Below are 18,722 nucleotides of genomic sequence, written 5' to 3' on the forward strand. Positions count from 1 at the left end.
TCGCGAGACCAACGCAAGAGGCCCGGTCCCGCCTGCTTGGTCAGGCGGGACCGGGCCTCTTGCGCGTCCGGCGCCGGCCGCGCGTCAGAAGCCGTCGGTTCCCGTGGCGCGGCGCACCTGACACAGGCGCAGGGTGGTCTCACGGCCGTTGTAGCGGATCGGCGCGCAGGTGTCGTCCAGACGCTCCAGGCCGTGTTCCCGAAGCGTCTGTTCCACGGGCGGGTCGCCGGTGCGGGAATCGATGGCGAAAAGCGGCTCCGGCAGGTGCCGCACCAGGGACAGGGCCTGGCGGCGCAGCAGGTTGTCTTGCCCGGGCTTTATGAGGTTGTTTTGCAGGGCCACGAAGCGGACGCGGGGGTCGAAAAAGGGAATGACGTAGGCCAAACCCTCGTCGTTGAGCAAAAAGACCGTGGACTCCGGCGGCAGGGCCGGCACCCGGGCATCCATGACCGTATCGCCAAAGGGGAGGCGGCCCCAGTCGGGATAGCGGGTCGTGGCCAGAAGGAGCGCGGCCAGGCAGGCCATGGCCCACAGCGCCCGGCGAGGGGACTGGAAGAGGACAAGGCATCCGGCGCACAGCAGGACGCCGGTCAGGAGTTCGAGGCCGGCCAGATAGCGCAGGATGGCGAATTTCTTGAGCCAGAAGGCGTAGGCCACAACCCAGAAGACGACAAGGCCCAGCCACGGCCGGGAGATGGCCGAACGACGCGCCACCAGCCATCTGCAGCCGGCCAGGAGGCCAATCACCAGGACCACGGCGAAACGTGGATCGCGAAGCGGCGGCTCGGACACCACCGTGGTCAGCCGCGTGGCCCAGACAAAGGGATAGGCCAGGGCCTGCCACAGGCCGGCCGGCAGAAAGCGCGGGTCGTCAAAGGGCAGCGGCGCGGCGTACGGGGAGTGAAACAGGTTATTGTAGAAGGGAAAGAACGGATTTCCGAAAAGCCGCCACATCTTCCACAGAAAAAATCCGTCCGTGACCAGGAGGCCAAGGCCGGCGGCCAGACAGAAGCGCCAGGCCTGGGCCGGAAAACGGCGCAGCCCGTAGAAACCGGCCAGGGCGGCGGCCACGGCCACGGCGTAGAGGGCAATGGTCAGCTTGAGGCCGACGGCGAGCCCGACCAGCCCGCCGGCCAGCCAGACGGCCCGGGAACTCCCGGCATCGCCGTTTTTCGCGTCGCGCAGCAGCAGGAACAAGGCCGCCAGGACCAGGGTCGTGGCCGGGGCGTCGTTCATGGTCGAGCCGACCACCGGCAGCAGGGCGGCCCCGGTGGCCCCGACCAGGGTGGCCAGCCCGGCCGCGGCCAGCGACAGGCCCGGAGCGCCCGCGACCACGAGCAAGAGCCGGGCGATGCGCCACAGGACGTAGTAATTGAGTCCCTGCCAGGCCCCGAGCAGAGCGGCCACCAGGCGGGGCCAGTCGTTTAAGACCTGGATCAGCCCGTAAAACGGCAGGTCCAGGAGCGGACTCAGAAACGTCTGGCGCTGGGCCGGGGCGATGTCGAAGCGGTAGCGGTCGCCGAGCCAGGCGTGGACGTTGTAGAAATGGTAGTTGCGCAGGTCCCAGTTGCAGTCCTGGCCCAGGGCCAGGCTGACCCCCGCGCCAAAGGCCAGGCTGAGCAGCAAGGGGAGCCAGGAAAAGCCCCGGCTCCCCTCGAAAAGGCCTTCCCGGCCCGTCATGCCCCCTCCGGCCGCCGCCTCCCGGCCGGGTAATCGGCCAGCAGGGCCGCCACGGCGTCGTGGAAACAGTCCCGGCTGTACTCCCGGTCGATGCGTGCGAGGGCCCCGGCCTGGACCGTGGCCCACAGGTCCGGCTCCCGGTAGAGACGCAGGCACTGGCGGGCAAAGGTCTCGGGATCGTCGCCGACGAGGAGTTCCACGCCGTCGTTCCAGCCGAGCTGCCGGGCCAGAAGCGAGGTGGCCACCACCGGCAGGCCGTAGCCGGCCGCTTCCACGATCTTCAGGGGAATGCCGGCGGAGAAACGGGTGGGGGCGACGAAAATCCGGCACTTGCCATACCAGGCGGACAGGTCGTCCACCCTTCCCAGCAGCACCACGTCCGGGCGCGCGGCAAAGGACCGGGGCAGGGCGTCGTTGCGGCCGGCCACGATCAGCCTGGCGCCGAGATTCGCCCGGCGCAACAGCGGCATGACCTTTTCCACGAACCAGACCATGGAATCGACGTTGGGCGAGCCGGGCGTGAAGAGGGCCCCCACAAACAGGATGTCGGCCCGCTCGGCAAAGGGCGTCCGGGTGGGGCAGGCCGCCACGGCGTGGGACAGGACCCGGACGTCGCCGTAGCCGCCCTGGCGAAAGACCTCCCGCTCCGTTTCGGACACCGCCAGCACGCAGGCCGCCGGCCGGGCCAGGTCCAGTTCCTGGCGCAGGGCCTGGGCGATCTGCCGCTCGGGCATGGGATGGCCGAACACGGCGGCCCGGTGGATGTCCCGGAAGGCCCACACGGCCTCGGCGTCGTACAGGACGGCCATGTCCCCGAGCAGCCCGGCCTGCTCCGTGAACAGGAAGGCCAGGCGCTCCATGTTGGACGGCCGGCTGACGAAAAACAGGTCGTAGTAGCCTTGCCGCGCTTCCAGAAGCTCGACCAGCTTGTCCGGGGTCAGGCCCGGCATGACCTCGAAGCCGGGCGGCAGCCCGTCGTCGGGACGCCTGGCCGGCGTGGTCATGGGTTCGGCCAGGGACACCACCGTGGCGAACAGGCCGTGTTCCCCCAGGGCGGCAAGCAGGGCCTGGGCGCGCGGAAACCCGCCGCCCAGGTCCGGACGCGGCACCCGGTCGTCGACGTAGAGCACGCGTGCGGCCCCGGTCCCGCGCATCCGGGCCCGGAGCATGGCCCCGGCCAGGGCGGCGGATTCCTGGTCGGCCAGGGCCCGGGCGTGCTTGGCCTGGAACCGTTTCTGGTTGGTGGCCATGCGCTTTGCGGCGGCCTCGCTCGATCCGGCGCTGCCGTATTCGTAGTGGTCGACCACGATCCAGGGGTCGTAGACCACCCGGGCCCCGTGTTCCCACAGGCGCATGCAGTAGTCGACCTCCTCGTAGTAGGCCGGGGCAAAGGCCTCGTCAAAGCCTCCGAGTTCCTTGAAAAGCCCGGTCCTGGTCATGAGGAAGACGCCGGAGCAGAAATCCACGTCCCGGCGGAACAGGGCCTCGGGCGCCTCGGCGGCCTCGCCCCGGAGGTAGCCGGCGCACGACCCGTCGCTCCACACCACGCAGCCGGCCTCCTGGAGCCGGCCGTCTGGCAGGAGGATGCGGCCGCCGACGGCTCCGATGCCGGCATCGGCCGCCAGGAGAGCCCGGGCCTGCCCGAGGCTCCCGGGACGCGGCACGGCGTCGTTGTTCAGAAAGAGGACGAGCGGCGCGGCCGCGGCCATGGCCCCCTGGTTGGCGGCCAAAAGAAAGCCCACGTTGTCCTGGTTGCGCAGGATGGTGGCCCCGTGGACCCGGTCGAGAAGGCTTGGCGTGGCGTCGGGCGAGGCGTTGTCCACGATGACGATTTCCACGCCCTCCCCGGCCTCGCCGGCCAGGGCCCGCAGGCAGGCCAGGGTCAGCTCGGCCTGGCCCCAGAGCACGAGGACAATGGACAGCCAGGGGCGGTCGCCCGGGGCGAAACGGATGGTCTCGTCGGAGGCCAGAAAGTCCCGGAACCCGGCCTCGGCCTGCTCCCGGAGCCGGGCCTTGGCCGTTTCCAGGGAAACGGCCGGATCGGCCGCCTCGCCCGCCGCCCCCTGGTCGCCCTTCCACTGGCGCAGGGCGAATTCGTAGAAAAGACGGGCCACGCCGGGCCAGCCGAACTGGCGGTACCGGTCGCGCAGGGTGTTCCAGCGGGTCCGGGGGCGCAGGCGATGGCGCAGCAACCAGGCAAAGGACCGCAGCTGCGAGGCCTGGACCGCGTCGATGCCGAACAGCATTTTCTGGAGATAATACCGGGTCAAGTGCCGCCGGGACTGGAGGATCTGGACCATGCCGGCCTGGGCCAGCCTGACGGCCTCGTACTGGCGCAGCAGGTTTTTGTAGCCCTCTTCGAGCCGGACATAGTGCTTGCGCAGGGCCTCGCTTTCTTCCAGCACGGCGGCGCACCGGGCGTCGTGCTGCGAGCCCTCCTCCCGCAGGTCCCGGCAGCGGTGGCCCAGGTTCTCGTTTTCGTCTTTGAGGTCCAGGTAGCCTTTTTCCAGAACAAGATAGTTGTTCTGCAAGAGGTCCCGTTCCCGGCGAAGGGCCGCATGGGCGCTTTTGAGATCGTCGTAAAGAAGCCTGAGGACCCCGTGCTCCTCGGCCGGGTCCGGCCCGGCCGGCAGTCCGGGCGCCTCCGGCCCTTCCGGCCCGGCCGCCGTGTCCAGACGCCGGCGCATGACCCTGGCCGGGTTGCCGGCCACCACCGCCAGGGGCGGCACGTCCGAGGCGACCACCGATCCGGCGCCCACCACGGCCCCGGCCCCCACCCGGCAGCCCGGCAGGATGATGGCCCCGGCCCCGATCCAGGCCCCGCGTTCGATGGCCACCGGCGCCGGGGCCGAGGGGTTCGGCGCGGCGCCGGCTTGGGCCGGCTCCAGGCCCTGCCCGGCCGAAAGGATCTGGACGTGGGGCCCAAGCAGGACCTCGTCCTCGATGACAAGGCCCCCTTCGCCGGACAGGTAGCAGCCCACGTTGACGATGACCCGGTCGCCGAGGGTCAGGCCCGAGGCCGGCGATTCCCGGGGGTCCGCCACCACCAGGCGCACGTTGTCGAGGAGGGTGCAGTCCCGCCCCAGGCGGATGAGGGCGGCATCGGCCGTGTCGCCGGGCCGCCGGACCGTGCAGGTCGGGCTGACCCGGCAGCCCGGCTCCAGAATGTCGATGCCCGGATGACTGGTGGTGAGATCCGGCACGCCTTGCTGTTTCACGTCAAAAGCTCCCATGGCCTTGCGGCTTAGGCGGATGCGCCCGGTTCGGCGCGGGTTTCCGGGACTGGGTCGTCGTGGGGGGGCCGGTGGGACAGGTAGGCGAGCTTTTTCGCCTCATGGCGGCCCGTGCGGACCAGATCGAGGATAAGTCCCGTAAAAAAGCAGTTCACGGCGATGCCCCCCAGGGCGGCGGCCAGAAAGGCCGACGGAAACCGGGGCACCACGCCGGTGGCGAAGTATTCGAAGACCACCGGCAGCCCGATGGCCAGACACAGCAGGGCCAGAACGGCGGCGATGCTGCCGAAAAAGGCCAGGGGCCGCTCGGCCCGAAGCAGGGTGAAAATGGCGCGCAGGATCCGCCCGCCGTCGCGGAAGGTGGCCAGCTTGCTGTGCGAGCCCTCGGGCCGCTCCTTGTACGGGGTCTTCACCTCGGCCATGGCCACGCCCATTTCCAGGGCATGGACCAGGATCTCGGTTTCGATCTCGAAACCCGAGGACAGGGCGGGGAACGACTTGACGAACCGTCTGGAAAAGACCTTGAAGCCCGACAGCATGTCCTCGATGCGGGCCCCGAACATAAGGCCGACCAGGCGGCTGAAAAAGGCGTTGCCGAACCGGTGGCCGGCCCGGTAGGCGGCCCCCCGGGTGGTGACCCGGGCCCCGTTGACCATGTCGCAGGGTCCCTGGCGCAACAGCCGGATCATCTCCGGCGCGCTGTCCAGGTGGTAGGTGTCGTCGCCGTCGGCCAGGACGTAGATGTCGGCCTCGATGTCCGCGAACATCCGGCGCACGACGTTGCCCTTGCCGCGCCGGGCTTCGGTCCGGACCACGGCCCCGGCCGCGGCGGCGATGCGGGCCGTGTCGTCGCTGGAGGCGTTGTCGTAGACATAGACCACGGCTTCCGGGAGCGCGCGCCGGACCCGGGCGACCACCTGGGCGACGGTCGGCGCTTCGTTGTAGCACGGGATGCAGACCGCGATCTCAACGTGCTGCGGAGCCATAGGCACCCTCCGAAACTCGATCCTGGTTTTTATGAATCCTCAAGCTCGGATTCCTGAAACCGCACGTCTTTGAGCAACAGCAGATGGCCGCTGTGCGAGACCCGGTCATGGGAGATGACCCGCAAGACCGAGGCATCGTGGACCCAATGGGCCAGCTGGTGGTCATCGTAGGTGCCGTCGCCGATGGCCACGGACAAGGGGTAGGTGCCGTCCCGCAGGAAGGGGAAGGTGAAGGTGGTCTCCACCAGCCGGCGCTGCCCCGGCAACAGCGGGGCGAGCGGCTGGCCCAGGGCCGAGGAGTTGGACCCCGTCACCGGGTTGCCCTTCTCGTCGGTGACGAAAAACCCGAAAAGGGGACTGTGCAGGGGCCGCACGGCGGTCACCACCGCCCGCAGGGAGACCGTTTCCCCGCCGGTCAGCACCGTGACCCGTTCCCCTCCCCCGGCCAGGCTCAAGGACACCTGCTCGATGACGGCCGCGCCGTTGCCAAAGGAATCGCGCCCCTCGGTCGATTCCATCACGCCCGGGGCGGCCACGGCCGCCTCGGCCTCGGGGGGCCCGGAGGCCGCCCGGTCCGTGTCCTCGGGCGGCAGTTCGCCGTAGGACATGTAGGAAATGAAATCGCGCACCACATCCTTGGTCACGCCCTGGCGAAAGACCTTGCCGTCCATGATCCAGACCACCCGGTGGCAAAAGGCCAGGATGGCGTTCATGTCGTGGGAGACGAAGAGGATGGTCTTGCCGCGCTTCTGGAACCCTTCGATGGTGCGCAGGCATTTTTGCTGGAACCGGATGTCGCCGACGCTCAGGGCCTCGTCCACGATCAGGATGTCCGGATCGACGTGGATGGCCGCGGCAAAGGCCAGGCGGACGTACATGCCGCTCGAATAGCTTTTGACCGGCTGGTCGATGAACTCGCCGAGCTCGGCAAAGGCGATGACGTCGTCCAGGCCGGCCAGGGCTTCCTTTTTGGTGCGGCCGGCCAGGGTGGCGCCAAAAAGGATGTTCTCCCGGCCGGTCAGCTCCGGGTTGAACCCGGCGCCGAGTTCCAGGAGGGCGGAAATGGTGCCGCCGACGGCCACCGTGCCGGCGGTGGGGGTGATGACGCCGGTGATGAGCTTTAAAAGCGTGGATTTTCCCGCGCCGTTCTTGCCGATGATGCCCACGGACTCGCCCGGGGCCACTTCCAGGTCCAGGCCGTTTAGGGCGTAAAAAAGGGAGTGAAACTGCTTCTTGAAAAGATGCAGGCTCTCCTTGAGCCGGTCCAGGGGCGAACCGTAGAGCCGATAGGCCTTGGTGAGGCCGGCGGCCACGACGGCTCCTGTGGCGATGTCCATGGGGCCTTCCGTATTCATCCGCAGGCCCCGGGCCCGGGACGCGGGCGGGCCGTCCCCGGCGCGGCCGGCACCCGCATCAGATGACGTCCGCGAAATGGGGGCGCAGCTTTTGAAACACGATGCGCCCGGTGAAAAAAATCGCCAGGGTGACGAGCCAGAAATAGCCGGTCAGCATCGGGCGTTCCCAGAACCATCCGCCGTAGAGAAAGGCGCGGCGATAGCCGTCGATGAGATAGTAGGCCGGATTGAGCGCAATCCAGGGCACATACCGGGCCGGCACCATCCCGATGTTCCACATAATGGGGGTGAACCAAAACCCGAACTGAATGCAGGTGGCGACCATGTAGCCGACGTCCGGAATGAAGACGATGAGGCTTGACGTCAGCCAGGAGAGGCCGACCAGCAGCACCAGCGAACCGGCCAGATAATAGGGGATCTGCAGCAGGGCCCAGCCGGGATGCTGGCGGTAGGCGACCAGGATGCCCACGACCACGACCAGAAAGAACATGTGGACGATGAGCGAGGAACCGATCTTGACCAGGGGCAGGATGCCCAAGGGGAAGACGATGTTTTTGACCAGATAGCGGTAGCCCAGGATCGATTGGGTAGCGGCGGCCCAGGCTTCCGAGAAAAAAAACCAGGGGATGAGCCCGGCCAAGAGCCAGAGGATAAAGGGCCGGTCGCCCTGGGGCCCGGCCCGAAAGCCGACCTCGAAGACGAACCACAGAAGCAGCACGGTGATGCCGGGTTGCAGAAAGGCCCAGACCACGCTCAGGTACGAGCCGAGAAATCCGGCCTTGAAGTCCCGCAGGACCAGTTCGAAAAAAAGGTGGGCGGTCCGTTTGGCCCGGGAGGCCCATGTGGGATATGACAAGCTGCTCACGTGTCCTGTAACGCTTGGGCCGTCTCTCGCGTCGGGCCATCGGGCCCGCCAGGCAAGGTCGGCTGTTTTCCACAGGCAGGCGCGCTGCCCGTTTCCCCGTCCCAGGGAGGCGGACCGACCGGGTGCCGGCGGGTGCAGGGCGCTTCCGGGGACCGCGCCGATCCAGGGAAACAAGGAACACCGGCGGCCTTACCATGTCCCCGGCACCTTGCCAATCGCGGCCCCGCGACGCCATTTCCCGGCGCTCAGGCCCGGCAAGGGAAGAGGGGAACGGAAGACCGTGGGGCACAGGCGGGACGTTGCCCGCCCCGCTTTCCTGGCGCCAGGCAAAAACGGAGGCCTCCAGGCCGCAACGGCCCGGATCGAGCGCTCCACGCGCAACATAGGAAGGTTTTGGGAAAAAGCGCCAAGGGGTGTGACGCGCCAACCGTCGGCTTCGGCTCCGGGACCCGGCAAGCGGGCGCCCCATGGCCAAAAGGGTGGCGGCAAAAACAAAACAAACGACGGAAGCTGTCGTGTTCCGTCTGGATTCCAGTGCTCTTTTAAAGATCCGCGGGGAGATCATCCCCTCGCCCGCCAGGCCGCCACAGGTGCCCGACGGGGGAAATGGTGAAACGAGGGACAATTTGGTCTGTCACCGGCGAGGTCTTTCCATCACCCTGAATATCAAGGAATTCTTTGCCTAATCCCAGCTTGCCCGTGTCTTCTCATGGCCGGCCAATCATTGTCGCCTCGTTTCACCTCCCTGTGTCGTTTTCCAGTATCCAGAAAGTTTTGGAGGAAGTCAACCTCCGTCGCGCCACCGAATGGCCGGGAATTGCATTCTTCCGGTACAGAGTCTCCGGAAAAATCGGCCGGAAACGCCGGGCCCGGCGGTCTCCGGCCTGGCTGCAACCCCAGGCGTGGCCGAGCCGGCGGCGGGCCTGGCCTGGCCTGCCCCGCCGCCGGGCGAGACGTGGCCGGGCCGGCGGCCTTGCGGCCAGGCGTGGCCGCTCAGGCGGAAACAAGGCGGGCCGGATTGCCCGCCACCCGGGCCAGGGGCGGCACGTCCCGCGTGACCACGGAACCGGGGCCGACCACGGCCCCGGCCCCGACGCAGCGGCCCGGCAGGATGATGCTCCCGGCCCCGATCCGGGCGCCCCGGCCGATCCGCACCGGCCCGTAGGTCAGGGCGTTGCCGACGATGGCCACGTGTTCCGTCCCGATGGCGTGGCCGGCCGAAAGGATCTTGACATGGGGGCCGACGACCACGTCGTCTTCCAGGGTCAGGCCGCCTTCGCCGGAAAGGTAACAGCCCACGTCGATGGCCACCCGATTGCCCACCGCCACCCGGGCCTGGGGAAAGTCGTCGGGCGAGGTCACGACGATGCGGACCAGTTCCCCGATGACCACCGCCTCGCCCAGGGCCACCACGGCCGGCGCGGCTGCCGGCCCTCCCCGGTCCCAGACGGAAAGGGAGGGGGCCAGCCGGCAGCCCGGGCCGAGGCTGGTGACGCCCGGATGGCCGGCCACGACCGGGGGCAATCCCATGTCGGCACAGGCCGCCCCAGCGGTCGGGGCTTCCGGGCCTGGCCCGTCAAAAGGCTGCAGGTCTTCGCGCATCGTGGGTCTATCCTTTCCGGAGCGTTCGTTCCAGAGGCTTGGGGTCCCGGGCCGGCCGTGGCGGCCATCCAGGCCGGGACCGGGGAAAAAAAGACCGGGGCCTGCGGTTTTGGGCCAGGGGGCGGATTTTGGCAAGCCTGGCCGGCCGGCCAGGGTACCCCGGGCCGGCCGGGATTGGCAACGTTGGGGCAAAAGGGTAACGTTACGCGTGGCGTTTCGGGCTCCAGACGAGGTATCCGGCCGCAATATGCCTCTTTCCGGTCGCGGCCTTTTTTCGCCCCAACGCACCTGGCTCGGCCTTGGCCGGAGCCGTCGCGCCGCATCCCCGCAGGGGGTGATCCGCAACGCCTTTTCCGCCAGAAACCCTAACCGGCAGCCGAGCCCGGCCTTTCGGGGCTCCGCCAGGGACGTTCGCTCATGGGCAGATTCACGTTGGAAAACCATCCCATTGTCTTCGATCCGGTCCAGCGCCTGGAAAACCCGCTGTCCTGGGCGACCCATATTCCCTTTGCCATGCTCCTGGTCGACCTGCTGCGGCCGAGGGTCCTGGTCGAACTCGGCGTGCACACCGGCAATTCCTATTTCGCCTTCTGCCAGGCCGTGCGCCGCCTGGGCGCGCCCACCCGCTGCCACGGCGTCGACACCTGGCAGGGCGACACCCATGCCGGTTTCTACGACGACGCCATCTACCAGGACGTGGCCGGCCACAACCAGCGGTTCGCGGACTTCTCCACCCTCCACCGCCGTCCCTTTGACCAGGCCGCCCCGGAATTCGGCGCCGGCCAGATCGAGCTGCTCCATATCGACGGGCTGCACACCTACGAGGCCGTGGCCCACGATTACGAGACCTGGGCCCCCCGGGTCAGCCCCACCGCCGGCGTGATCCTTTTCCACGACACCCAGGTCCGGGAACGCGGTTTCGGGGTCTGGCGCTTTTGGCGCGAAATTTCCGAAGGCCGGGTCGCCTACGAATTCAAGCACGGGTCCGGGCTCGGCGTCCTGGCCGTGGGCACGGCCCTGCCCGAGCCGTTCCTGGACCTGCTGGACCAGGCTTCGCGGTCTCCGTTTCTCGAGGACTTCTTTGCCAGCCGCGGCACGGAACTCGTTGCCAGCCACGTGCTGGCCCGGGACTGCCGGCCGCGCCCCGAACGCCAGGCCCGGCTCTACGTCGATACCGGCCTTGGCTACAACGAAAAGGAATCGTTCGCCAAAGCCATCACGGCCAAGACCATGGCCTTTTCCTGGGATTTCCCCGAGGACCTGCCGGTCAAACACCTCCGGTTCGATCCGGCCGACGACCTGTGCATCGTTCGGCTGCGGCGCGTGGCCGTAAACGGCCAGGACCTGCCCCTGGCCGACTGCCTGGAGCCGGAAACGAATTTTCTCAAGCAAAACTGGGATATCCTCTTTTTCGGCACCCTTGACCCGCAGATCCACGTCAGGCTGCCGGCCACCCTCGAAGGGCCCATCGCCCGCGTGGCCTTCGAACTCGAGTACCTCCTCGAGGAGGAGGCGTGCTACCACAGGATCGTTGCGCTTTATGATGAGATCCTGCGGCAACAGGCCTGCGACATGCGGCACAAAGACGCTACGCTGGCCCAGACGACGGGCGAGCTCGACCAGTTGAAAGCGGCCTTCGCCCGGGAAACCGCCGCCTTCGAAAAAGCCAGGCAGCAGCATCTGGCCAACGAAATCGAGCTTCGCACCGAGCTGTCCCGCCGCAAATACCACCTGCCCAACCCGAAATTCTGGAAGATCGCCCAGCCCCTGCGGCCCCTGAAAGCGAAGCTGGAGGAATTTTTCGGCGGCCCCAAGCGCCCGTAGGAAACTACGCCAGAAACACGAGCGGGCTCGACCCGAACACCTCGGCCAGCTTCCCGGCCATTTTCCTGCTGATGGGCCGACGCCCGTGCTCCAGGTCCGAGACCACGGTTTTGGAGACACCCAGGCGCCTGGCAAGTTCGATCTGCGTCCAGCCTTCGCGAGTCCGGCCGCCACGGATAAGGCGGCCGGGCTGGCGCGGCCCGAACACGTCTTCGGGGGTGTGGGCCAGGGCCGCATCCAAGGCCTTGCGAACTTCCCTGGCGATCATGTCCACGGCTATGGATTCGGCTTCCTTCCTGGGTATGCGGACCGTGATTTCAACATCGTCGCCCGTAATCGGCGCCCTCGTGACTTCCAACATAGCTCACCTCGATTTCGTTCTCTCCCGTCTCGCGCCACACCGCCACGTAGGTCGGGCGTCCCCGTAAGATATGGCAATGGTGGCAACGCGGATGGCCGACGATCTTTCCGTAGTGCGGCCACCTGGGGAGAACCGGGCCGGTCGATTCCAGGTCGGCGACTAGAAACTCCACGGCATCGCGGACTTTTGCAGGAAGCTTTTGCGTTTGCCGTTTCGTTGTCCCCGAGAATTTTACCGCCCAGTTCATCTACAAAAAGTACACTTTTTTTGTGAACTGTCAAGCAGCCTCTGCAGTCAAAGGGCAACATCTTCCCTCGCGTAGCTTCCGCCCTCCGGTTACCACGCTTTTTTGGAACGCTTGCCCCGCTTGGCGGCCTTTGGGTCCGAGACCACGCCGGCCTTGACGGAGCGGCGTCCGGTGTCCGATGCAACGCGGCATCCGACCCAAACGACTGGACGGTTGGGACCGGGATCGGCCTGGCGAGGCCGGCCGGCAACCCGTTTTCAAGCACGGGAGGAAACGACTTGATGGACAGGAACGGACGGAAACCCGGGAGCCGCTTGGCCCGGATCGTTGCGGCGAGCCTTTGGCTGGTTCTTTTGGGCAGCGGCAACGCCGCCGCCATTTTGCTGGAAAAACCCATCGACTGCCAGCCGGGGCGGGACTGCTTCGTGCAGAACTACGTCGACCTCGAGCCGGGACCGGGCTACGCCGACGAGGCCTGCGGGCCCCTGGCCTACGACAAGCACAAGGGCACGGATTTCCGCGTGTCCTTTGAGCAGATGCAGGCCGGGGTGGCGGTCAAGGCCGCCGCGCCGGGCCTGGTCCGGGGCCTGCGCGACGGCATGCCGGACATAAGTTTCAAGGCCGGCGGCAAGGAAGCGATCCAAAACCGCGAGTGCGGCAACGGTGTGGTCCTCCTCCACCCGGACGGCATGGAGACGCAGTACTGCCACATGCGAAACGGCAGCATCCGGGTCAAGCCCGGGGAGCAGGTGACCACCGGCCAGGTCCTCGGGCTGGTGGGGCTGTCCGGGCAGACGGAATTTCCCCACCTCCACTTCGAGGTGCGGGCCGGCGGCCAGACGCTTTGCCCCTTCACGGGCCGGATCATGGAAAGCGGTTGCGGCGGCGCGCCAAAGCCGCTTTGGAGCATCAATACCCTGGACGAGCTGCCCTACATGCCGAGCGGCGCCCTGGACGGGGGCTTCTCGGACGCGCTGCCCGACATCGACACCATTTTCGTGGGCGGGAAAAAGACCGATCCCCTGACGCCGCAGGCGCCGGCCCTTCTTTTCTGGGCGGGATTCTGGGGAGTGCGGGCCGGGGACACGGTGGCCATGCGGGTGACCGCCCCGTCGGGCGAGGTCTGGACCACGCCGGACCAGACGATCGACCGCAACAAGGCCCAACTCGTCCTTAGCCTCGGCAAGAAGCGCACCGCCCCCTGGGCCCCGGGCCCCTACAAGGGGGAGGCCGTGCTGACCCGGCAGGGCGCGAACGGCCAGAAAACGGTCATCCCCGTGGCCCGGACCTTCACCATGCCCTGAAAACGCGCCCGGGGGCGGGCCCGGGGGCCCGCCCCCGGGATTGGGCGGTTGCGACGGGGCAGACGGATGCGGCGGCTCAGGGCTCGCGCAGGCTTTCGTCCAGGCCCTGGATGATGGGATAGGCCAGATAGCTGATGACCCGGCGTTCGCCGACGACGATCTCGGCCGTGACGGTCATGCCCGGCAGAAAGCGGGTATCCTTGCTCACGTCGTGCAGGGTCGTGTTGGTCAGCTCCACCCTGGCCTGATAGGTCGGCACCTTGTTTTCCCCGCTGGAGCCGACGACATAGGCATCCTCGGAAACCACCCGCAGGTCGCCTTCCATGGTGCCGTGGCGCTGGAAGGGAAAGGCGTCGAGCTTGATGCGCACCGGGTCCTTGAGGCGCACGTAGCCGATGTCCTTGGTCTCGATGGAGACCTCGGCCTCGAGCGGGAAATTGAGGGGCACCAGGGTCATGATGGCCTCGCCTTCCTTGGCCACCGAACCGACGGAATAGTTGCCGAGTTCGAGCACCACCGCGTCAAAGGGGCTGGCCAGTTCCGCCAGTTCCCGATACCGGATGGCCTTGGCGTTCTGTTCGACCAGGGTGTCGCGTTCCTTGCGGGCCGTGGCCAGATTGTTGGCAATGTCGTTGCGCCAGTTGCTGATGAAGGCCTCCCGTTCGGCCTGGGACTGGGCGATCTGCTGCTGGCGGACCTTCATGTCGTTGGAGATGCCCTCGGCCTCGGCCTGGGTGGAGGAAAACCGGGCCTGGGCGTCCAGCACGCTCAGGCGCGAGTCCGCGCCCTGGGAAAAGACCTTCTGGCGCATCTTGAGGACTTCGTCGGCGGACTGCAGCTGTTCGCGCAGGCTCTCCAGCCGCTTCTTGAAGGACTCGTACTCGCCCTTGGCCTGGGCCAGCCGGCTGTCGTAGTTCTCGAGCTTGGCGTGGTACTCGTTTTGGCGCCCCCGGTAGAGGTTGCTCTGCAGGGCGGCCTCGCTCGGGTCCATGTCGCTTGTGACCTGGAACGGCTTGCCGGCCAGCTCGGCTTCCATCCGCTTGAGCTGCACGGACAGCGAGGCCAGCCGGGTCTGGACCTGCGCCTCGTCGGCCATGGCAAAGGTCGGATCCAGGGACACGAGGGGCTGGCCCTTTTTGACCACCTGCCCCACTTCGACATGGAACTTCTTGATGATGGAATTGATCAGCGGCTGGATGACCACCTGCTTGCCGGTGGAAATAAGGCGTCCCCGGGCGGTGACGATCATGTCCATCTTGGCCACGATGGACCAGACAAGGGCGGCGATCACCAGGGCCAGCAGAAAATAATAGGTCAGCCGGACACTGGTCGGCAGGGGCTGCTTTTCCAGCTCCACGGAATCGGCCTGGAACTCCAGGACCCGGTGGTCGAGGGCCTGGCGATCCCGGACCCGAATCGGATTGATCTTGGCTAAGAAATTTTTTCCCGGTTCTTTTGTCATGCCGATTGGACCTCAAGGACGGGTGCTTTCGTATGGCGGTTCTGGACGTCCCAGAGCTCGCGATACAGGGTGCACGTTTTGAGAAGTTCCTGATGTTTTCCCACAGCGATGACGCGGCCGCCGTCAATGACCACGATGCCGTCGCAGTCGGCGATCATGGAAAGCCTGTGGCTGATGATCAGCATGGTCCGGCCTTTGCTGATGGCCCCGAGGTTGCTTTGGATGATGGCCTCGCTTTCCGCGTCCAGGGCGGAGGTGGCCTCGTCCAGGATCATGATGCGGGGATTGAGCAGAAGCGATCGGGCGATGGACAGGCGCTGGCGCTGGCCGCCCGACAGGTTGGCGCCATTTTCCGTGATCGGCGTGTCGTAGCCCTGGGGCAGGCGCTGGATGAACTCGTCGGCCCCGGCCAGCCGGGCCACGTTGACGATCTCCTCGAAGGTGGCCGAGGGCTTGGTGTAGGAAATGTTCTGCCGGACCGTGCCGCGAAACAGGAAGTTCTCCTGGAGCACCACGCCGGTGCTGCGCCGCAGGTGGGGCAGGTCGATCTCCCGGATGTCCAGGCCGTCGATCTTGATGCTGCCTTCCTGGACCGGGTACAGGCCCTGGACCAGACGGGTCAGGGTCGATTTGCCGGAACCGCTGCGGCCGACAATGCCGACCGAAGCGCCGGGCGGCACGGAAAGCGTCACGTCCTGCAAGGCCGGCACGGTGCCCTTGGGATAGCGGAAGGTGACGTGCTCGAAATCGATGCGCCCGTTGATGGCCGGGGCCAGGCCGCGCACGTTCTGGGGCCGCTCGGTGGGCCTGTTCATGATGTTGCCGAGCATGTCGATGGAAAGGCCCACTTCCTGGTACTGGTGGAGCAGGGAAACAAAGCCGACCAGGGGCGAGCTGACGCGCTGGGACAGCATGTTGAAGGCGATCAGGGCGCCGACGGTCATCTGGTTGTCAAAGACCAGGGAGACGCCGACCCAGATTAGAAGAACGCTTGTTATCTTCTGAATGAAGTCCGTGATGGTCTGGATGGAAACGGAAAGCTTTCCCACCCGAAATTGCATGGAAATGGCCCGGGCGGACTGGTTGTCCCAGTTGCGCGACTGCAGGGGTTCCAGGGCCAGGGCCTTGATGGTCGGCATGCCGTGGATGGCCTCGACCAGGGTGGACTGCCGTTCGCCTTCCGCGTTGTAGAGATCCTGCAACCTCCGGCGGAAAATCGGAATGGCGAACCACAAGGTGGCGCCGATGATCAGCGACATGGCGACCACGATAAAGGAAAGGGTCACGCTGTACATGAAAATGATCGGGAAGACGACGAGCAGGACACTGAGGTCAAGGAGGGTGAACAGCAGTTTTCCCGTCAGGAAGCCGCGGATCTTTTCGGTCTGCTGCATGTGCTTGATCAGCACGCCGGCGGAACTGGCCTCGAAAAAGTCCGTGGGCAGGTAGAGCAGGTGGTTGAAGGTCCGCCGCGTCAGGCGCATGTCGATCTTGTTGGTGGCGTAAAGCAGCATGGTCTGCTTGATGTAACCGAAGGCGGCATCGAAAAGGAGCAGGACCCCCATGCCGATGGCCAGGGTCTGCAAGGTGGAAAACCCTTTGTGGACGAGCACCTTGTCGATGACCAGCTGAAAGAAGATCGGGCTGCCGAGCGCCAGGATGTTGATGATCATCGAGGAGACCGCGACATCCCGGAACAGGACCTTCTCGCGGATGATCTCAGGCAGAAACCAGCGCAGCGAAAACGGCTGGGATTCGTCGGAAATCTTGTAGTTGCGCTTGATGAGGATGGTGACGCCGTCCCATATCTCCTCAAACTCCTCTTTCGTCATGAGCTTGAAGCCGGCCTGAAGGTTCAGAGGATCCAGGATGGCCACGCGCTTTTCTTCCGTGACCTGGATGCCGGAAAGAATGATGCTCTTGCCGCTTTTCAGGCGGGCAATGGCCGGAAAGGCCCCGCCCATGCGGAACAACTTGTCCCAGCTCAAGCGGGCTTCCTTGGCCTTGAAATTGTGCTCCTTGGCAATCCGGAGCAAATGGGGGATCAAGACCTCGGCATCCTGCACCGCATACTTATGCAAAAGGCCTTCAAGGGAAAAATCAAGATGAAAATGCCGTGCCACCAGGATAAAGCAGATCAAAGCGGTATGGTTGGCAGGATTGATATTGGACATGCAGTTCCTCGCGTTGGAATCCCTCTAGGATGAAACAGAAAAGCGCTGCGCAGCGTACGTGATTTTGAGACAGGCCGAGGCGGCATCCCGACCTTTTCTTTCCTGAAAGGGGTAGGGGGCATGAAGACAACGAACCGTTTCACCTCTCGCGACAGGAGAGAACCAGCGGGTAGTCACGTGTGTTCGCATCAGCCGCCGTGCGTTCGAATTCTTGGAACGCGTGACAGAGGGAGCGCCGGGAATAACGCCCGATCGGCCGCCTAAACTGGACGAGACGGCCATTACAGCCATTCATGCCCTTTGTCGATGGCTTCTTCCCCGGGGCCGGCCGGGGGGCAAAAAGCCGGGCACCTTTTCCGTGGCGCCCGGCCGGCCGGGCACCGCGCGAAAAGGCCTCAGGCAAACGAGGACCCCAGCCCCTGTTTGCCGTCCACGCCGTCGGTGCCATAGATGTACTGCAGGGCCAGGACATCGTATTCCTGGTAATGATTGTACTTCGCAATATACTCCTGGGTGGTGCCCGGGGTATAGGTATAGGACATGATGGTGTTTTCCATCGTATCCAGAGACGACGGGAGGGTGATGCTGCCTTCAAACGGATGCTTGAGCCCCACGGCATGGCCGATTTCATGAATAACGACCTGGTACCAGCTGTCCGTCGAGGGATTATACGTGTGGTACTGGTCGTTATCGATGAAGACTTCGGAAACCACTTTCCCATTGTAGGAGGAAGGATAATAGGCCTCGCCGGCCACGCCCGGATCGAGATTGGCCGTTCCGAACAGAATGTTGGCCGCGCTCGCGTCCGTGGTCTGCACGAAGGTGAGGCCTGTTATCTTGGCGCAGTCGCCCAGGGCCGTGGCAACGGAATTCCGTTCGGCCTGGTCCATGGCGGCAAAGTTCACGGGATCGAAGGACAACACATCGTCGCTCGGGCTTTGCATGAAGGCGTAATAAATGATCGGGCCGGGATTGTCGTTTAACGTCGTGGAACCGTAGGTCAGGGCGCCGATGATTGGATCCGACGCGGCGCTGCTGAAGGCATCGGCATTGCTGGACGCCTTGGGGGTCAAGCCTTCCTTTTTCCCGTACAGGAGATAATGATCCACAGGATCGAGATTGCTGCCTTGAAAGGCTTCGGCCACTTGGGCGGCCGTCCAGTCGGTCCGGCCACCGGTGTGGTTCGTGTTGAGTTGCGTGGCCTTGTCCTGGTAGTATTTTCTGGTATTGAAATTTCGATTGGCATCGACGTCGATCTCGAAGGCGCTGTATTTAATATAATTCTCTTCCGGCGTCTGGCCGGCCGCTACAATGGCCTGCTTGGCGGTCTCGGCATTCCAATCCGTTTTCCCTCCGATCTGGCGGGCATTCAACGCATCGGCCTTGGAAATCAAAAAGAAGGATTCGTCAAACCAGTCCGCCATTTGTCCCTCCGGATCGGTCGGCTCTTTCTTGTGAAAAACATTTCCATTGCATTGGCATGCCGTTGCGGGAAGCGAGGAGGATCGGTAACACCACTTCCCTTTCCACGTTTTCTTTTGGAAACGTCCTAGGCCTGTTTCCGGCAGCAGTAGCCAAATTATTTTTCTTGATCAAGAACGCTGTGGTCCTGTCCTTTTCCCGTGGCCA

General features: G+C 65.5%; 13 protein-coding genes. 3 read left to right on the plus strand and 10 right to left on the minus strand.

Going from position 1 to position 18,722, the window contains the following annotated elements; genetic code table 11:
• Positions 1-84: 84 nt before the first annotated feature.
• The 5 genes from DFW101_RS18140 to DFW101_RS18160 all read right to left on the minus strand — a co-directional run bounded on the left by DFW101_RS18140 (position 85) and on the right by DFW101_RS18160 (position 8,119).
• Entirely contained in the window at positions 85-1,680 is a 1,596-nt protein-coding gene (locus DFW101_RS18140) for a hypothetical protein (RefSeq protein WP_009182972.1), read from the minus strand.
• The gene (locus DFW101_RS18775) at positions 1,677-4,898 is read right to left on the minus strand and encodes a glycosyltransferase (protein ID WP_009182973.1); all 3,222 of its coding nucleotides are present in this window, start codon (positions 4,896-4,898) and stop codon (positions 1,677-1,679) included. Before DFW101_RS18775 ends, DFW101_RS18140 begins: the two co-directional genes overlap by 4 nt.
• 26 nt (positions 4,899-4,924) lie before the next feature.
• Complete coding sequence (locus DFW101_RS18150; RefSeq protein ID WP_009182974.1) at positions 4,925-5,899, minus strand: glycosyltransferase family 2 protein; 975 nt, start codon at positions 5,897-5,899, stop codon at positions 4,925-4,927.
• A 29-nt stretch (positions 5,900-5,928) separates the two neighbouring features.
• On the minus strand, positions 5,929-7,236 hold the full coding sequence (locus tag DFW101_RS18155) for an ABC transporter ATP-binding protein (RefSeq protein ID WP_009182975.1): 1,308 nt from the start codon (positions 7,234-7,236) through the stop codon (positions 5,929-5,931).
• Between the two features lie 76 nt (positions 7,237-7,312).
• Positions 7,313-8,119 (minus strand): ABC transporter permease, encoded by an 807-nt coding sequence (locus DFW101_RS18160; RefSeq protein WP_050805064.1) that lies wholly within the window; start codon positions 8,117-8,119, stop codon positions 7,313-7,315.
• Between the two features lie 467 nt (positions 8,120-8,586).
• Between DFW101_RS18160 and DFW101_RS19705 the strand changes: the two genes are divergently transcribed.
• Positions 8,587-8,805 (plus strand): hypothetical protein, encoded by a 219-nt coding sequence (locus tag DFW101_RS19705; RefSeq protein ID WP_157137701.1) that lies wholly within the window; start codon positions 8,587-8,589, stop codon positions 8,803-8,805.
• Positions 8,806-9,112: 307 nt separating this feature from the next.
• Here the strand turns inward: DFW101_RS19705 and DFW101_RS18165 are convergent, their stop codons facing one another.
• Complete coding sequence (locus DFW101_RS18165) at positions 9,113-9,721, minus strand: acyltransferase (protein WP_009182977.1); 609 nt, start codon at positions 9,719-9,721, stop codon at positions 9,113-9,115.
• A 417-nt stretch (positions 9,722-10,138) separates the two neighbouring features.
• On the opposite strand from DFW101_RS18165, the gene DFW101_RS18780 reads away from it, so the two are divergent.
• Positions 10,139-11,545: a class I SAM-dependent methyltransferase gene (locus tag DFW101_RS18780; RefSeq protein WP_009182978.1), complete on the plus strand. Its 1,407-nt coding sequence runs from the start codon at positions 10,139-10,141 to the stop codon at positions 11,543-11,545.
• A 4-nt stretch (positions 11,546-11,549) separates the two neighbouring features.
• On the opposite strand, the gene DFW101_RS18785 is transcribed toward DFW101_RS18780, so the two are convergent.
• Positions 11,550-11,906 carry a helix-turn-helix domain-containing protein gene (locus DFW101_RS18785; RefSeq protein WP_009182979.1) on the minus strand — a complete coding sequence of 119 codons (357 nt, stop codon included), beginning with the start codon at positions 11,904-11,906 and terminating at the stop codon, positions 11,550-11,552.
• A gap of 528 nt (positions 11,907-12,434) precedes the next feature.
• On the opposite strand from DFW101_RS18785, the gene DFW101_RS18180 reads away from it, so the two are divergent.
• Positions 12,435-13,457 (plus strand): M23 family metallopeptidase, encoded by a 1,023-nt coding sequence (locus tag DFW101_RS18180; RefSeq protein ID WP_009182981.1) that lies wholly within the window; start codon positions 12,435-12,437, stop codon positions 13,455-13,457.
• A gap of 76 nt (positions 13,458-13,533) precedes the next feature.
• On the opposite strand, the gene DFW101_RS18185 is transcribed toward DFW101_RS18180, so the two are convergent.
• The 3 genes from DFW101_RS18185 to DFW101_RS18195 form a co-directional block, all read right to left on the minus strand.
• Complete coding sequence (locus DFW101_RS18185) at positions 13,534-14,919, minus strand: HlyD family type I secretion periplasmic adaptor subunit (RefSeq protein WP_009182982.1); 1,386 nt, start codon at positions 14,917-14,919, stop codon at positions 13,534-13,536.
• On the minus strand, positions 14,916-17,093 hold the full coding sequence (locus DFW101_RS18190) for a peptidase domain-containing ABC transporter (RefSeq protein ID WP_009182983.1): 2,178 nt from the start codon (positions 17,091-17,093) through the stop codon (positions 14,916-14,918). The genes DFW101_RS18185 and DFW101_RS18190 overlap by 4 nt, the downstream gene beginning before the upstream one ends.
• A 395-nt stretch (positions 17,094-17,488) precedes the next feature.
• On the minus strand, positions 17,489-18,517 hold the full coding sequence (locus tag DFW101_RS18195; RefSeq protein ID WP_009182984.1) for a matrixin family metalloprotease: 1,029 nt from the start codon (positions 18,515-18,517) through the stop codon (positions 17,489-17,491).
• Positions 18,518-18,722: the final 205 nt, after the last annotated feature.

This window comes from Solidesulfovibrio carbinoliphilus subsp. oakridgensis, assembly GCF_000177215.2.
Lineage (GTDB): Bacteria > Desulfobacterota > Desulfovibrionia > Desulfovibrionales > Desulfovibrionaceae > Solidesulfovibrio > Solidesulfovibrio carbinoliphilus.

Excerpts from the sequence above, each read along its gene's own strand:
- DFW101_RS18140 (WP_009182972.1), bottom strand. The coding sequence starts at position 1,680 with ATGACGGGCCGGGAAGGCCTTTTCGAGGGGAGCCGGGGCTTTTCCTGG.
- DFW101_RS18150 (WP_009182974.1), bottom strand. The coding sequence starts at position 5,899 with ATGGCTCCGCAGCACGTTGAGATCGCGGTCTGCATCCCGTGCTACAAC.
- DFW101_RS18155 (WP_009182975.1), bottom strand. The coding sequence starts at position 7,236 with ATGGACATCGCCACAGGAGCCGTCGTGGCCGCCGGCCTCACCAAGGCC.
- DFW101_RS19705 (WP_157137701.1), top strand. The coding sequence starts at position 8,587 with ATGGCCAAAAGGGTGGCGGCAAAAACAAAACAAACGACGGAAGCTGTC.
- DFW101_RS18165 (WP_009182977.1), bottom strand. The coding sequence starts at position 9,721 with ATGCGCGAAGACCTGCAGCCTTTTGACGGGCCAGGCCCGGAAGCCCCG.
- DFW101_RS18780 (WP_009182978.1), top strand. The coding sequence starts at position 10,139 with ATGGGCAGATTCACGTTGGAAAACCATCCCATTGTCTTCGATCCGGTC.
- DFW101_RS18785 (WP_009182979.1), bottom strand. The coding sequence starts at position 11,906 with ATGTTGGAAGTCACGAGGGCGCCGATTACGGGCGACGATGTTGAAATC.
- DFW101_RS18180 (WP_009182981.1), top strand. The coding sequence starts at position 12,435 with ATGGACAGGAACGGACGGAAACCCGGGAGCCGCTTGGCCCGGATCGTT.
- DFW101_RS18185 (WP_009182982.1), bottom strand. The coding sequence starts at position 14,919 with ATGACAAAAGAACCGGGAAAAAATTTCTTAGCCAAGATCAATCCGATT.
- DFW101_RS18190 (WP_009182983.1), bottom strand. The coding sequence starts at position 17,093 with ATGTCCAATATCAATCCTGCCAACCATACCGCTTTGATCTGCTTTATC.
- DFW101_RS18195 (WP_009182984.1), bottom strand. The coding sequence starts at position 18,517 with ATGGCGGACTGGTTTGACGAATCCTTCTTTTTGATTTCCAAGGCCGAT.